Raw genomic sequence first — 14,402 nt, 5'->3', positions numbered from 1 at the left:
CTCCCCTTGCGGGAGAGGACAGCGCCTCCGCCAGCTTCAACCACGCTTGGGTGAGGGGTTGCCTCCCCAAGCACGCCGTGTCGAGAGAACCCCTCACCCGTCGTCGCGGAGTTTATCATGGGGCGGCGCTTTGCGCCGACCCGTTGGCGACGCCACCCTCTTCGACAAGGGGAGAGGGAAAGAACGCCGCACTTCGGGTTAGCACATGAACATCCAGTTCCTGATCCAGCTCCTCGTTAATGGCCTCGTGGTCGGCACGCTCTATGGCGTGGTCGCGATGTCGTTCGTGCTGATCTACAAGGCGACCCAGGTCGTGAACTTCGCGCAGGGCGAATTGCTGCTGGTCGGGGCCTGGGTATGCTGGGCGCTGCTGACGAAGTACCAGGTGCCGTTCTGGATCGGCATGCCGATCACGCTGGTGTTCATGTTCATCTTCGGCATCGCGATCCAGGTCGTGATCCTGCGGCCGATGATCGGCGAACCGATCATTTCCGTGATCATGGTGACGATCGGCCTCTCGACCGTGTTCCAGGCCGCGCTGAAGTGGATTTTCGGCGTCAACCCGCAGCCGTTCCCGCGCGTATTCCAGAGCCAGTCGGTCAGTCTGTTCGGCCTGCAGATCCAGACCGTCTATGTGATGAGCCTCGTGGTATCGCTCGCCATGATGGTCGGCATGGCCTGGTTCTTCCGCGCCTCCAAATACGGCCTGGCCATGCGCGCCACCGCCTTCAACCAGCAGGTCGCGCAGTCGCTCGGCATTTCCGTGAAGAGCGTGTTCGCGATGGCGTGGGCGATCTCGGCCACGGTCTCGGCGGTCGCCGGTGTCGTGGTCGCCGTGGTCAACGGCGTATCGTCCGGCCTCTCCGCCTACGGCATCAAGGTGTTTCCGGCCGCGATCCTCGGCGGACTCGACTCGGTCGGCGGCGCCGTGCTCGGCGGCATCATCATCGGGTTGTTGGAGAACGTCGCCCAATATGTCGACAGCGAGTATCTGCACTGGGGCAATCTCTACGAGATCGCGCCGTTCTACGTCCTGATCATCATCCTGATGATCAAGCCGTACGGGCTGTTCGGCACCAAGGACATCGAGCGGGTCTGATCAATGGCAACGAGCACCCTCATCCCGTCGGGCGATTTCCGCACCAGCTACGCGGCCGACACCACGATCTTCCCGACCGCGACCAGCCGCAACTTCGCGATTGCGGGCATTGCGCTCGCCTGCTTCGCGCCGATGCTGCTGTCCAATTATCTGCTCAGCATCGCAATCCAGATCGGCATCTTCGCGATCGCAGCGCTCGGCCTCAACGTCCTGGTCGGCTTCACCGGCCAGATCTCGATCGGCCACGCCGCGTTCTTCCTGTTCGGCGCCTTCACCTCGGCCTACATCTCCAACAACGCGCCGATCCCGGTGTTCTTCGCGATCCCCCTCGCCGGGGTGATCACGGCGCTGGTCGGCCTGGTCTTCGGCGTGCCGGCGGCACGGCTGAAGGGGCTCTACCTCGTCATCGCAACGCTCGCCGCGCAGTATATCCTGCTCGACTTCTTCTCGCGCGCCGACTGGTTCTCGGGCGGCTCGGTGCCGGCCAGCGCCAACCCGTTCTCGATCTTCGGCTACACCCTGCGCGGCGACCGGCAGTATTTCTACGTCGTGCTCGCCTACATGGTGATCAGCTATCTGCTGGTCACCAATCTGATGCGCACCCGCGACGGCCGTGCGCTGGTCGCGATCCGCGATCACTATCTCTCCGCCGAGATCATGGGCATCAACTTGACCAAGTACCGGACGCTGTCGTTCGGACTGGCCGCCTTCTTTGCCGGCATCGCCGGCGCGCTTTACGCGCATTATCAGCTCGTGGTCTCCCAGGAAGGCTTTGGCATCGAGCGCTCGGTGCTGTTCCTCGCGATGGTCATCATCGGCGGCACCGGATCGGTGATGGGCACCCTGATGGGCACGGCCTTCGTGGTGCTGCTGCCGGAATCGATGGAATGGCTGAGCGCCTGGCTGAAGGGCAGTGCCATCGACAAGGTGCTGCAGCTCAACAACAACATCACCTTCCTGCGCGAGATCGCGATCGGCCTGATTATCATCGGCTTCCTGATGTTCGAGCCGGACGGGCTCGCGCATCGCTGGCGGCAGATCAAGGCCTACTGGAAGCTCTATCCGTTCTCGCACTGACGCTTGGAACAACTCAAATTCGGTTCAACGAATAAAAGCAGGAGGAAACAACAATGACGATTAGATCCCTTTTGAGCTCGGTCTCCCTCGCGCTGCTGGTCAGCAGCGCGGCCGCCACCGCGCAGGCGCAGATCGCCATCGGCCATCTGCAGGACCTCTCGGGCGGCACGTCCGACGTCGGAACGCCCTACGGCCAGGGCGTCGCCGACACCTTCGCCTGGGTCAACAAGAACGGCGGCGTCGGCGGCAAGCAGCTCAATGTCGACAGCAACGACTATGGCTACCAAGTGCCGCGCGCGATCGCGCTGTACAAGAAGTGGTCGGCATCCGACGCCAAGGTCGCGGCGATCATGGGTTGGGGCACGGCGGACACCGAGGCGCTGACCGGCTTCCTCGCCCAGGACAAGATCCCCGACATGTCGGGCTCCTACGCCGCCGCGCTAACCGATCCCGAAGGCACCAGCGGCAAGGCCAAGCCCGCGCCGTACAATTTCTTCTATGGCCCGAGCTACTCGGATGCGCTGCGCGCCGAGCTGACCTGGGCGGCCGAAGACTGGAAGGCGAAGGGCAAGCCCGGCAAGCCCAAATTCGTCCACATGGGCGCCAACCATCCCTATCCGAACGCACCGAAGGCGGCCGGTGAGGCGCTCGCCACCGAGCTCGGCTTCGAGGTGCTGCCGCCGCTGGTGTTCGCGCTGACGCCCGGCGACTACTCGGCGCAATGCCTGAGCCTGAAGAGCTCGGGCGCCAATTACGCCTATCTCGGCAACACCGCGGCTTCCAACATCTCGGTCATGAAGGCCTGCAAGACCGCCGGCGTCGACGTCCAGTTCCTCAGCAACGTGTGGGGTATGGACGAGAATGCCGCCAAGACCGCAGGCGATGCCGCCGACGGCGTGGTGTTCCCGCTGCGCACGGCGGTCGGCTGGGGCGGCAATGCGCCCGGCATGAAGACGGTGATGGAGATCTCGAAGATGTCCGATCCATCGGGCAAGGTCTATCGCCCGGTGCATTACATCGCCGCGGTCTGCAGCGCGCTCTACATGAAGGAAGCACTGGATTGGGCCGCCAAGAACGGCGGCGCCACCGGCGAGAACGTTGCCAAGGGCTTCTACCAGAAGAAGGACTGGGTCCCGGCCGGCATGGACGGCGTCTGCAATCCATCGAACTGGACCGAGAAGGATCATCGCCCGACCACGAAGGTCGACCTCTATCGCGCCAAGGTTTCCGGCGCGACCGATGGCGACATCAACGACCTGATGGGCAAGGGCACGATCAAGCTCGAAAAGGTGAAGACCGTCGAACTGCCGCGCAAGCCGGAATGGTTTGGCTGGTAACTCAGGAAGTCGTCATCCCCCGCGAAGGCGGGGGATCCAGTACGCCGCGGCCTCTCGATTGATCGCTGGCGCCTCTGGAATACTGGGTCACCCGCTTTCGCGGGTGACGACAGTGGAGAGTGATCAAGACCATGAACGAAACCCTCGAAGCCACCCGCCCGGTGCCGACGGCCGTCCCGCCGCCGCCACTGCTCAGCATCAACAACATTGAGGTCGTCTATGACGACGTGATCCTGGTGCTGCGCGGCCTCAGCCTCGAGGTGCCGAAGGGCGCGATCGTGGCGCTGCTCGGCGCCAACGGCGCCGGCAAATCAACCACGCTGAAGGCGATCTCCGGCCTGCTCAAGACCGAGGACGGCGAAGTCACCCGCGGCGAGATCCTGTTCGAGGGCCAGCGCATCAACGGCATCGATCCGGACAAGATCGTCCGTCGCGGCATCTTCCAGGTGATGGAGGGCCGCCGCATCGTCGCCGACATGACCTCGCTGGAGAATCTGCGGCTCGGCGCCTTCACCCGGCGCGACGGCGAGGTTTCGTCCGACATCGACATGGTGTTCAAATATTTCCCGCGCCTGAAGGAGCGCACTGGTCTCGCCGGCTATCTCTCCGGCGGCGAGCAGCAGATGCTCGCGATCGGCCGCGCGCTGATGGCGCGCCCGAAGATGATCCTGATGGACGAGCCCTCGATGGGGCTGTCGCCGCTGCTCGTCAAGGAAGTGTTCGCGATCATCAAGGAGATCAACCGCGACCTCGGCGTCACGATCCTGCTGGTCGAGCAGAACGCCCGCGCCGCGCTCTCGGTCGCGAGCCATGGCTACATCATGGAACAGGGCAAGGTCGTGCTCGACGGCTCCGCCGACGAGCTGCGCGACAATGAGGACGTCAAGGAATTCTACCTCGGCGGCGCCGGCGACCAGCGCAAGAGCTTCAAGAACCTGAAGAGCTTCAAGCGGCGCAAGCGCTGGCTGTGAGGATACCGGGCGTTTTCGGGCGGAGTTGCGTGTGCAGAAAACGCGTCAGACCAGGAAGGCGGTCCTATCCGAGCACCTGCTCAGCTTCAGTGACCGCGCAGAGCACATGGTAGAACGACGACGCCGGGATGGTGGCGACCAGCGATCTGCCCTCGCGGTCGAATTGGTCGTACCAGCCGCCGGCCACCGGATGGCTGAGATAGTGCCGCTCCAGCAGCACCAGCGCCGCGCGGGCCTCGTCCGCCGCGCCGGCTTCGCCCGACTCGGCCTGCGCGATCCAGGCCTTCGCCAGCTCGCTCTGCGGCCACAGCCGCCTGCTGTGGCGGCGGATGTTGCCCTCGGCGTCGCCCTCGTCGATCAGGCAGCCGGTGGCGTCGCGATAGCGCAGCGCAGAGGCCAGGAGCTCGCCGCGCGGACGCCCGGTGGGGCAACCGGTGATCCGCTCAAATCCCTTCAGCAGCCAGACCCATTCCGCGAGGTGCCCGGGCTCGACGCTGACCGGCGGGATCCTCGACCAGTCCTCCTCGAAATATTCACCGAGCGTGTGGGTCTGCTTGTCGTAGAGGTTGGCCAGGAACAGCGCGAAGAAATCGCCGGCGCGGTTCTGGAACGACAAATCATGCGTCGCGTCGAAGCAGGCGATCATCGCCTCGAACAGATGCATCTGCGGGTTCTGCCGGCGCGGCATCGACGGCGGCAGGCCTTCCTGGAAGCCGCCATGGGGCGAGCGCAGCTGGGTGTCGAGGAACGACAACAACGCGTCGATCTCGGCGCGGATCTGGGCGTCTTGGTCGAGGCCGTAGGCGGTCGCCAGCGCAAGCAGCACGAAGGCATGGCCGTAAGTGTCGCGCAGCGGGTCATGCACACCGCCTTCCGGCGTCAGGCTGAACACGAAGCCCGGCCGGCCATCCGGTGCCTTGGCCTTGGCCAGCAGGTACTCCAGCCCCTTCAGCGCGATCGCGCGGCCTTCGGGATACCAGCCCATCTGGGCCGCCTTGGCGTAGCAATAAATCTGGCGCGCCTGCACAAGCAGGCGGCGCGGCGCGGCGTTGTCGGCTGTCCCATCCTGATGCAGCCGGTCGACAAAGCCGCCGGCCGTGCCGTCCCAGCCGACCGTCGACCACAGCGGCAAGGCGTGGTCGATGATGCGGTGCTTCAACCTCGCGACGACGTCGGCGGCCCCGTCCGCCGCAACGCTCTCTGCCTCAGCCATCGTGCTCCCTGGAACCGTCCCAATGTCAGCGGTCACCGTCTGATAGCACGGGCGGACCGGCACGCCACCTGCGCAAATCCTCTCAAGGACCTGCCATGACCGACCATTACGATGCCCTTGAAACGCGCGAACCGGCCGAGCGCGAGGCCGCCCTGTTCGCCCGGCTGCCGGATGTGCTGCGCAGGGCGATGGCGGCGCCCGCCTATGCCAACCTGCTGAGGGGCACCGACCCCGCCTCCATCACCAGCCGGGAGGCGCTCGCAGGACTGCCGGTGCTGCGCAAATCGGAACTCCCGGCCCTGCACAAGGCCGCCCCGCCCTTCGGCGGCTTCGTCGCCGACAAGCCGGGCTCGTTCGCCCGGCTGTTCACCTCGCCCGGACCGATCTTCGAGCCCGAAGGCCGCCAGGCGGACCCCTGGCGCGGTGCGCGGGCGCTGTTTGCGGCCGGCTTCCGCGAGGGGGACGTGGTTCTCAACACCTTCAGCTATCACCTCACCCCCGGCGGCTTCATCTTCGACGCCTCCGCGCGGGCGCTCGGCTGCGCGGTGATCCCGGCGGGCCCGGGCAATACCGAGCAGCAATTCGAGCTGATCGAGGCCTATCGCCCGGTCGGCTATAGCGGCACACCTGATTTCCTGAAGATCCTGCTCGACGCCGCCGCAGCGGGCGGCCGCGACGTGTCCTCGATCAAGCGCGCTCTGGTCTCCGGCGCCGCCTTTCCGAAATCGTTGCAGGAGGAGATGAAGTCGCGCGGCGTCGAGGCCTACCAGGCCTTCGGCACCGCCGATCTCGGCCTGATCGCCTTCGAGACGCCGGCGCGCGAGGGGATGACGGTCAATGAGGATTTGATCCTGGAGATCGTCAAGCCCGGCACCGGCAATCCCGTTGCGCCCGGTGACGTCGGCGAGATCGTGGTGACCTCGCTCGATCCGCATCATCCCTGGATCCGCCTCGCACTCGGCGATCTGACTGCCGCCCTGCCCGGCGCGAGCCCATGCGGACGCACCAACATGCGCATCAAGGGCTGGATGGGTCGCGCCGACCAGACCACCAAGGTCAAGGGCATGTTCGTGCGCCCCGAGCAGGTCGCGGAAATCGCCAAGCGCCATCCCGAACTCGGGCGGCTGCGCCTCGTGGTCACGCGCGCCGGCGAGGCCGACGCGATGACGCTGAAGGCCGAATGCGGTTCGCCGTCCAATGCCCTACAGGGTGAGGTTGCGGCCACGCTGCGTGCCGTGACAAAACTGGGCGGCGCCGTCGAGCTGGTCGGCGCAGGCTCGCTGCCGAACGATGGCAAGGTGATTGCGGACGAGCGATAGCCTTGAGGCCCACCCGGGGCGTGCTCGGTCCTCATTGTCGCGCGCGGCATTGTGAACTATTGAGCTGGCTCATGCTTCGTGGAGACGGGATCATCACCTCATGAGCAGCGCTTCCGAAAGTGAGCCGCGACGACCGGCGGTTTTCTTCGATCGGGATGGCGTCCTGAACCGGGATATCGGTTACCTGTTCGAGAGCCACAGGCTGATCTGGATCGACGGCGCCCGCGAGGCGGTGAAGGCCGTCAACGACATTGGTTATTTCGCGTTTGTCGTGACCAACCAGTCAGGCGTGGCAAGAGGCCTCTATGAGGAGGCGCACATCCAGCAGCTCCACGACTGGATGGCCGTCGAGCTCGGCAAGATCGGCGCGCATATCGACGCCTTTGAGTATTGCCCGTTCCATCCTGAAGGGACCGTGGAGCGATATCGGCAGGTCAGCCCCCGACGCAAGCCGTCGCCGGGCATGATCACCGATCTGCTGACGCGCTTTCCGGTCGATGTCGAACGAAGCTTTCTGGTCGGCGACCAGCCGACCGATCTCGAGGCAGCCCGTGCGGCCGGCCTGAAGAGCTACCTGTTCTCAGGCCCTAATCTGGAGATGTTCCTGAGGCCGCTGCTGCAGCGAAGCTGAGCTCCGCACCCCGTGCGAGGCCACCATCGGAGATCAGAACTTCCGAACCAGGTCGATCACCTCATCCTGCTGCTGGCGCGTGATCTCGGCGAAGATCGGCAGCGAGAGAATCTGGCCCTGATCGCGATGGGCGTTGGGAAATTGCTCCGCCCGATGGCCAAACCGTGCATAGGCCGGCAGGAACGGCAGCGCGGTGGGGTAGTTGATCGCGGTCTGCACGCCGTTGGCGTTCAGATGCGCGGCGAGCGCGGCGCGGCGCGGATGCCTGATCGTGTAGAGGTGATAGACGTGGCTGCGCGCCGGCGCCACTTCGGGCACCACAACGTCCTCGATCTGGTTGAGGCCGGCGTCGTAGACCTCGGCGGCGGCCTGCCGGGCTTCGGTCCATGCGGTGAGATGCGGCAGCTTGGCCGAGAGGATCGCAGCCTGCATGCCGTCGAGCCGGCTGTTGACGCCCTCGATGTGGTGCTGGTGCTTCACCAGCCCGCCATGGCGCGCCAGCATCGCCATCTGCTCGGCCAGCGCCGCATCGTTGGTGACGACCGCGCCGGCATCGCCCATCGCGCCGAGATTCTTGCCGGGGTAGAATGAATAGGTCGCGGCCTCGCCGAACGTCCCGACCATGCGGCCCTTGTAGCGCGCGAGATGAGCCTGGGCGCAATCCTCGATCACCCAGAGCTTGTGCTTCTGCGCGATCGCCATGATCGCGTCCATATCTGCGGGCTGGCCATACAGATGCACAGGGATGATGCCAACTGTGCGCGGCGTGATCGCCGCTTCGATCGCGGCCGGATCGATCGTGAACGTCGCGTCATCGGTGTCGCAGAACACGACGGTGGCGCCGGAATGGGTGATCATCGCCGCCGTCGAGATCCAGGAATGCGCCGTCGTGATCACCTCGTCGCCCGGCTTCACCTTCAGCGCGCGCATGGCGAGGTAAAGCGCATCGGTGCCGTTGGCGCAGGACACGCAATGAGCCACCTCCGCAGCCGCGGCGAATTCGCGCTCGAAGGCGTCGACATAGCTGCCGCGGATGAACGCGTTGTCGCGGATCACGCCGGCGATCGCGGCATCGATCTCGCCCTTGATGGATTGGTATTGCAGTTGCAGATCGGCAAACGGCACCGGCATCGATATTCCCCTATTGGCTCGCCAGCAGCCGGCGCGCCGGATTGCCGGCATAGGTGCCTGATATCGTGATGTCCTTGGTCACGACAGACCCTGCGCCGATGACGACGTCATCAGTGATCCTGACCGGCATGATCGTGGCGTTGGAGCCGATCGACACCCGGTTGCCGATAACCGTCTCGCGCCACAGCTCCTTGCGCCCGCGCGCCGGGCCGCCGGTTGAGAACGTGTCGTTGACGAACATCACACCGTGCCCGACGAAGCAGTCCTCGCCGATGGTGACGAGCTCGCAGACGAAGGCATGCGATTGCACGCGGGTGCGGGCTCCGACGACCACGCCCTTCTGGATTTCGGTGAAAGGCCCGATGAAGCAGTCGTCGCCGACCGTGCAGCCATAGAGATTGCAGGGCTCGACGATCTTGACGCGTTCGCCGAACGCGACATCGCGCACGCTGGCCTGATGCACTTCCGGCCGATTCACGAAACGACACCCAGCCGGCTCAACCGCGGCGTGAAGCGCAGCGCAACTTCCTCTCCGGTCTCGATCGACTCATAAAGGGCCGAGATCAGCTCCAGGCTCTTGCGGCCCTCGAGCCCGTCGACCAGCGCCGCACGCTGGTTCTCCAGGCAATCGACCACGTGATGATAGTAGGCCTGATGGCCGAAGCCGTAGACGTTGGGCGGGTTGACCGAGAACTTCTCCACGACGTCCTTGTCCGACGGCAGCTCGTTGACAAAACGCCAGTGCCGGATCTGGTTGACCGCAAAACCGGAAATCTCGACCGTGCCCTTTTCGCCCAGGATCGACAGCGAGCCTTCGAGATCGGTCGGGCGCGCCGCGGTGGTCGCCTCGATGATCCCGAGCGCGCCGTTGCGGAACTTCAGCGTGGCGACGGCGGTGTCCTCGGTTTCGATCTTGGCCAGCGCCGTCGTCGCGCGCGCATGCACGCTCACCACGTCGCCGAAGAACCACTCCAGCATATCGACATGATGGCTCGCCTGATTGGTCAGCACGCCGCCGTCATAGGCCCAGGTGCCGCGCCAATCGTCCTGGTCGTAATAGGCCTGGTCGCGGCACCAGCGCACCCGGACCGTCCCCAGGATGAGCTTGCCGAAGCGGCCGGCATCGAGCGCCTCACGTGCCTTGACCACCGGCACGTTGAAGCGGTTCTGCTTGACGATGAACATCTTGATGCCGGCCTCGTCGCAGGCCCGGATCATGTCGTCGGCATCCTGCAACCGCAGCGCCATCGGCTTCTCGACCACGACGTGCTTGCCCGCCCTGGCACAGGCGATCACATGCGCGGGATGCAGCCCGCTCGGCGTCAGCACGGCAACGGCGTCGATATCCTTGCGGCCTAAGAATTCGTCCATGTCGTAATGGGCGGGAACGGCGAACTTCCCGGCAATCGCATCGGCACGCGCACGAAGCGGATCGCAGACCGCAACCAGGCTCGCTCCCGCGATGTGATTGCCACCCAGGAGATCGGAATGGCGCTTGGCGATACGCCCGCACCCGAGCAGGCCAAATCTGATCATGCAACAGGCCCTGTCTTGTCTCGTGACCAGCCATTGCAGCCAGCCGAAGAGCCGAGGGAACAAGCGGCCTTGCGAGCCGCAGCATAGCGTCCATTACCCAGAAAACTCGGGATAAGGCAAGGCCTTGCCCTGATCGGACAACACGACCGACAGCGGATTTGTGACGCAAGGTAACGCCGCTGCATCACCGGGGCTGGAAAAGCGGCTCGAACACCAGCCTGTCCTTGTCGTCCCACCAGCGCCGTGCCATGTCGTTGGGTCCAGGAGACGTCATCGTGTGGCGATTGTTCGGGCCTAGCCTGCTCGAATACGATCACCAACGAGACAGTCCAAACGCGGAGCCCGGTACGGCGGCAAATGAGAATGAACGATCGCATCATGCAGCTGGAGCCGGATTTGGGCCGGCGCCAAGCCAAACTTGCCCTGCTCGCCTATGCCCACGTCGCGATTTGCTGCATTTCGCTGTACTGCATCACGATCACAGATTCGTTCCCGGGCGTCATCGGCTTCGACAAATCGCACCTGACATCTGCAATCCTGAACGTTCTGCTGTTCAGTCCCGTCGTCATCCTGTTCGCATTCAGCCGCTTCAGCTTCGGCTATCTCGTCGGCTTCTACTTCTACATCATGGTTCTGGGATATCTCTGGCTGATCGAGTTCTCGCTGCTCGACTATGATCACCGCCTGGCGCTCATCTCGATCGTGCTGTCGGCGTTCGCCTTCCTTGTCCCCACGCTGTTTATCACCTCGCCAATGCGGCAGGTTGTCGTCATGCCGGCCCGCGCCTTTCACATGATGCCTTCCGTCATCCTGATCGCCTCGGCTGCAATCATCGGCATCGGCGCCCTCTACAACCTCAAGCTGGTCGACCTCAACGAGATGTACAAATATCGCGCGGAGTTGGCGTTGCCAGGCGCCCTGCGATACGCGGTCTGGATCGTCTCAAACGCCCTGTTGCCACTCGCCTTTGCCTGCTTCGTCACCAGCAAGCGGTTTTGGCAGGCAGGGATCGCTCTCGTTCTGATGCTTCTGTTCTACCCGATCATGCTGACCAAGATGGCGCTGTTCGCACCGGTCTGGCTGCTGTTTCTCGCGCTCGTCTGCAAGCTGGCGGAGGCCAGGGTTGCAACGATCCTGTCGTTTTTCCTGCCCGTCCTGATTGGCATGATCCTGTTCGTCCTGGTCAAGACCGACTTGTTTCCACTGACCCCCGGACTGGTTTATTTCGGCACCGTCAACACCAGGATGGTTGCGATCCCGTCGCTCGCCCTCGAAATCTACAACAACTACTTCTCGGCACATCCGCTGACCCATTTCTGCCAGATCAACGCGGTGAAGCTCGTGGTCGCGTGCGCCTACGACGAGCCGATATGGGCCGTCATGGCCCGGTCGTACGATCTCGGTGCCTTTAATGCCTCGCTGTTCGCCACCGAAGGCATCGCTTCGGTCGGCCTCGTGCTCGCCCCGGTGTCCGCACTGGGCTGCGGCCTGATCATTGCTCTCGGCAATCGCCTCTCGTCCGGATTGCCGCCGCAATTCGTGCTGCTATCCGCCGGGCTGCTCCCGCAAGTTGTCCTCAATGTACCGCTTTCGACAGCCCTGCTCACGAACGGCACCGGGCTGCTCTTCCTGCTCTGGTACGTCGTACCGCGGTCGGCCTTCGACCAGACGGCAGCGCCGGCAGTCGCAGTGAGCGACCACCGACCAAATGCTGAGGCTGCCTAGGCGCGAATGATATTGTCCGCCGGCTGAGGAAACTTTCCGCGACAATCGACCAGCAGCGGCGCATGCGCGCCGAGCAGTTGATAGTCAAACTTGTCGTGGTCGGTCGCAAGCAGGACGCAATCGAATCGCCGCAGATTGTCCTCGGTGAGCGCGACACTGGACAGGTCGAACGAATGCGCCCGCATCTTCGGGAACGAGGGCACGTGCGGATCGCTGTAGGACACCTTGGCGCCGAGATCACGAAGCCGCTCCATCAGCGCCACCGACGGCGATTCGCGGACGTCGTCGACATTCTTCTTGTAGGCGATGCCGAGCACCAGGATCGAGCTGCCGCTGATCGACTTGTGCCTCTGATTGAGGGCCAGCGAGATCTTCGACACCACGTAGTCCGGCATCGCGGAGTTGATCTCTCCGGCAAGCTCGATGAACCGAGTATGCATACCGTACTCCCGCGCCTTCCAGGTCAGGTAGAACGGGTCGATCGGAATGCAGTGGCCGCCGATGCCGGGACCGGGGTAGTACGGCACAAACCCGAACGGCTTGGTCGCCGCGGCGCGGATCACCTCGTGAATATCGATCCCCATCTTGTCGGCAACCATCTTCATCTCGTTGACGAGACCGATGTTCACCGAGCGATGGATGTTCTCCAGGAGCTTCGTCAGTTCGGCGGCCTGGGTCGAGCTCACCGGAACGACCTTGTCGATCACCTGGCGATAGAGGGCGATGCCGGCCTCGAGACATGCCGGCGTGCAGCCACCGCACACCTTCGGGATCGAGCGGGTCGAGAAGTTCTGGTTGCCGGGATCTTCGCGTTCCGGCGAGAAGACAAGAAAGAAATCGCTGCCGACCGTGAAGCCGCACTTCTCGATGCGCGGCTTCAGCTCCTCTTCGGTCGTGCCGGGATAGGTGGTGCTCTCGAGCGACAGTACCATTGCCTGATGCAGGTACGGCAGAAGCGACTCCGTCGTATCCAGCACGAAGCTGAGATCGGGCTCGCGATATTTGTTGAGCGGCGTCGGAACGCAGAGGATTAGCGCATCGACTTCCTTCGCACGAGAGAAGTCCGTGGTCGGCTCGAAGCCCAGCTCCGTCGCCTGCTTGATGCTGGCGCTCGAGATATGCTCGATATAGGAGCGCCCGGCCCGAAGCGCATCGACCTTGGTCTGGTCGATATCAAAGCCAATGACCTTGTAACCGACCTCGCTGTAGCGAAGCATGAGCGGCAGGCCGACATAGCCCAAGCCGACGATGCCAATCCTGGCGGTCTTGCGGTCCAGCCTGTCGATCAGTTCGGAATTCATGTGTAACGCCCGTACGCCTGGTTGTGATGATTTCTGCGCGGCAGATACCATCCGGTTCTAATCAGTCAGCCGAATAAAATGCGCCGATAAAGCTTCTGGTGAGGTGGCTGCATAGACTTGTTGCGCTTGGCCGGCAAGCCCAAACGCGGCACAGCGTCCTATCCTGGGGGCCCCCGGTCGCGCCGCGGCGGGGTTGCCGCACCGGCCAAGCCTTCATTCCAGTGATTTGCGACAGGTCCAATAGAGATCGAGTCCGCAAAGCCGCGGAACCGGCGATGCCAGCAACCGCTCGCGGCTCCAGAACCTGAGTGGTCCCTCGCTGGCCGCATTCTCCGTGGCCGCGTCGAATTCGGATAATCCGGCACAGTATGACCGCAGCGACCTCTCCGAGATGAATTCCGTCGCCGGCGCAAGCGCGCCGTCGCGGGACCTGTCATAGGCCGCCGTCTCGCCATCCCGTAGCGTGCCGCGGTACCCGTTCAGCTCCCGCAGCCAGTAGCCGATTGTCCGCCTCGGCTCGAGCCAAAGCCGGCGGTATGAGTAGCTCCAATAAACCATGCCCACCAGCTGTCCCCCGGGACGCAGGAGTCTGCGGCAAGCTGCGATCGCGGCCTTGAGATCTCCGGTGTGGTGGAGACAGCCAATCGCGATGATTGCATCGAAGGAACTGGCAGGTAATGCACAGCTCAGGATGCTGCCCTGCACGGCCTCGCCTGCTAGCCCACTGCGCCTGAGCCGCTGGTTCACCATCAGGACCGGATTGGCCGCGATGTCGAGCCCGGTAAACACCGCGCCGCTCTCCGCCAGCTTTTGCGAGACGCTGCCGTAGCCAAGCCCGATTTCCAGCACGCGCTTGCCTTGCAGCGCCTTCCAATTCACGCGGCGCTCTAGATACGGATAATACCGGAAATAGTTCTCGTCGTAGCGACGCAGGGACTCCATCGACGAATCGGTGATGCCCCATGCTTGAGCGGCGGCTGAGCCGCAAATCTCATCCCAGAACGAAGCATTCGCGTCGTCGATCGACTGCTGCGCTGCAATCATGGCAGGGCCTCCACGCGA

General features: G+C 63.9%; 13 protein-coding genes. 7 read left to right on the top strand and 6 right to left on the bottom strand.

Annotated elements, in window-relative coordinates:
* The first annotated feature begins 205 nt into the window (after nucleotides 1–205).
* The 4 genes from Q0030_RS03530 (at nucleotide 206) to Q0030_RS03515 (ending at nucleotide 4,484) form a co-directional block, all read left to right on the top strand.
* Nucleotides 206–1,099 (top strand): branched-chain amino acid ABC transporter permease, encoded by an 894-nt coding sequence (locus Q0030_RS03530; protein WP_298363209.1) that lies wholly within the window; start codon nucleotides 206–208, stop codon nucleotides 1,097–1,099.
* 3 nt (nucleotides 1,100–1,102) lie between these two features.
* Nucleotides 1,103–2,176 (top strand): branched-chain amino acid ABC transporter permease, encoded by a 1,074-nt coding sequence (locus Q0030_RS03525; protein WP_298363208.1) that lies wholly within the window; start codon nucleotides 1,103–1,105, stop codon nucleotides 2,174–2,176.
* A gap of 53 nt (nucleotides 2,177–2,229) precedes the next feature.
* A complete protein-coding gene (locus Q0030_RS03520; RefSeq protein WP_298363207.1) occupies nucleotides 2,230–3,513 on the top strand; it encodes an ABC transporter substrate-binding protein in 1,284 nt (427 codons plus the stop codon).
* Between the two features lie 131 nt (nucleotides 3,514–3,644).
* The gene (locus tag Q0030_RS03515; protein ID WP_298363206.1) at nucleotides 3,645–4,484 is read left to right on the top strand and encodes an ABC transporter ATP-binding protein; all 840 of its coding nucleotides are present in this window, start codon (nucleotides 3,645–3,647) and stop codon (nucleotides 4,482–4,484) included.
* A 64-nt stretch (nucleotides 4,485–4,548) separates the two neighbouring features.
* Here the strand turns inward: Q0030_RS03515 and Q0030_RS03510 are convergent, their stop codons facing one another.
* Nucleotides 4,549–5,697, bottom strand: a complete 1,149-nt coding sequence (locus tag Q0030_RS03510) for an AGE family epimerase/isomerase (protein ID WP_298363205.1) — start codon at nucleotides 5,695–5,697, stop codon at nucleotides 4,549–4,551.
* A 95-nt stretch (nucleotides 5,698–5,792) separates the two neighbouring features.
* Between Q0030_RS03510 and Q0030_RS03505 the strand changes: the two genes are divergently transcribed.
* Nucleotides 5,793–7,016 (top strand): AMP-binding protein, encoded by a 1,224-nt coding sequence (locus Q0030_RS03505; RefSeq protein ID WP_298363204.1) that lies wholly within the window; start codon nucleotides 5,793–5,795, stop codon nucleotides 7,014–7,016.
* Between the two features lie 100 nt (nucleotides 7,017–7,116).
* A complete protein-coding gene (locus Q0030_RS03500; protein ID WP_298363203.1) occupies nucleotides 7,117–7,647 on the top strand; it encodes an HAD family hydrolase in 531 nt (176 codons plus the stop codon).
* Between the two features lie 33 nt (nucleotides 7,648–7,680).
* Here Q0030_RS03500 and Q0030_RS03495 read toward each other — a convergent pair whose 3' ends face one another.
* Genes Q0030_RS03495 through Q0030_RS03485 form a run of 3 tightly spaced genes read right to left on the bottom strand, consistent with a single transcriptional unit; the run spans nucleotide 7,681 to nucleotide 10,314 of the window.
* Nucleotides 7,681–8,778: a DegT/DnrJ/EryC1/StrS family aminotransferase gene (locus Q0030_RS03495; protein ID WP_298363202.1), complete on the bottom strand. Its 1,098-nt coding sequence runs from the start codon at nucleotides 8,776–8,778 to the stop codon at nucleotides 7,681–7,683.
* A gap of 10 nt (nucleotides 8,779–8,788) precedes the next feature.
* A complete protein-coding gene (locus tag Q0030_RS03490; protein ID WP_298363201.1) occupies nucleotides 8,789–9,256 on the bottom strand; it encodes an acyltransferase in 468 nt (155 codons plus the stop codon).
* Nucleotides 9,253–10,314, bottom strand: coding sequence for a Gfo/Idh/MocA family oxidoreductase (locus Q0030_RS03485; protein ID WP_298363200.1), 1,062 nt, complete (start codon nucleotides 10,312–10,314; stop codon nucleotides 9,253–9,255). Before Q0030_RS03485 ends, Q0030_RS03490 begins: the two co-directional genes overlap by 4 nt.
* A 363-nt stretch (nucleotides 10,315–10,677) precedes the next feature.
* On the opposite strand from Q0030_RS03485, the gene Q0030_RS03480 reads away from it, so the two are divergent.
* Nucleotides 10,678–12,039 carry a hypothetical protein gene (locus Q0030_RS03480; protein WP_298363199.1) on the top strand — a complete coding sequence of 454 codons (1,362 nt, stop codon included), beginning with the start codon at nucleotides 10,678–10,680 and terminating at the stop codon, nucleotides 12,037–12,039.
* Here the strand turns inward: Q0030_RS03480 and Q0030_RS03475 are convergent.
* On the bottom strand, nucleotides 12,036–13,340 hold the full coding sequence (locus Q0030_RS03475; RefSeq protein ID WP_298363198.1) for a nucleotide sugar dehydrogenase: 1,305 nt from the start codon (nucleotides 13,338–13,340) through the stop codon (nucleotides 12,036–12,038). The two genes, Q0030_RS03480 and Q0030_RS03475, sit on opposite strands and share 4 nt — an antisense overlap.
* Nucleotides 13,341–13,553: 213 nt before the next feature.
* Entirely contained in the window at nucleotides 13,554–14,384 is an 831-nt protein-coding gene (locus Q0030_RS03470; RefSeq protein ID WP_298363197.1) for a class I SAM-dependent methyltransferase, read from the bottom strand.
* Nucleotides 14,385–14,402 lie beyond the last annotated feature (18 nt).

Source organism: uncultured Bradyrhizobium sp., assembly GCF_947648125.1.
In the GTDB taxonomy this organism is placed as follows: domain Bacteria; phylum Pseudomonadota; class Alphaproteobacteria; order Rhizobiales; family Xanthobacteraceae; genus Bradyrhizobium.
Note: the sequence above shows the minus strand (reverse complement) of the source record. Positions and strands in the feature narration are given on the sequence as shown.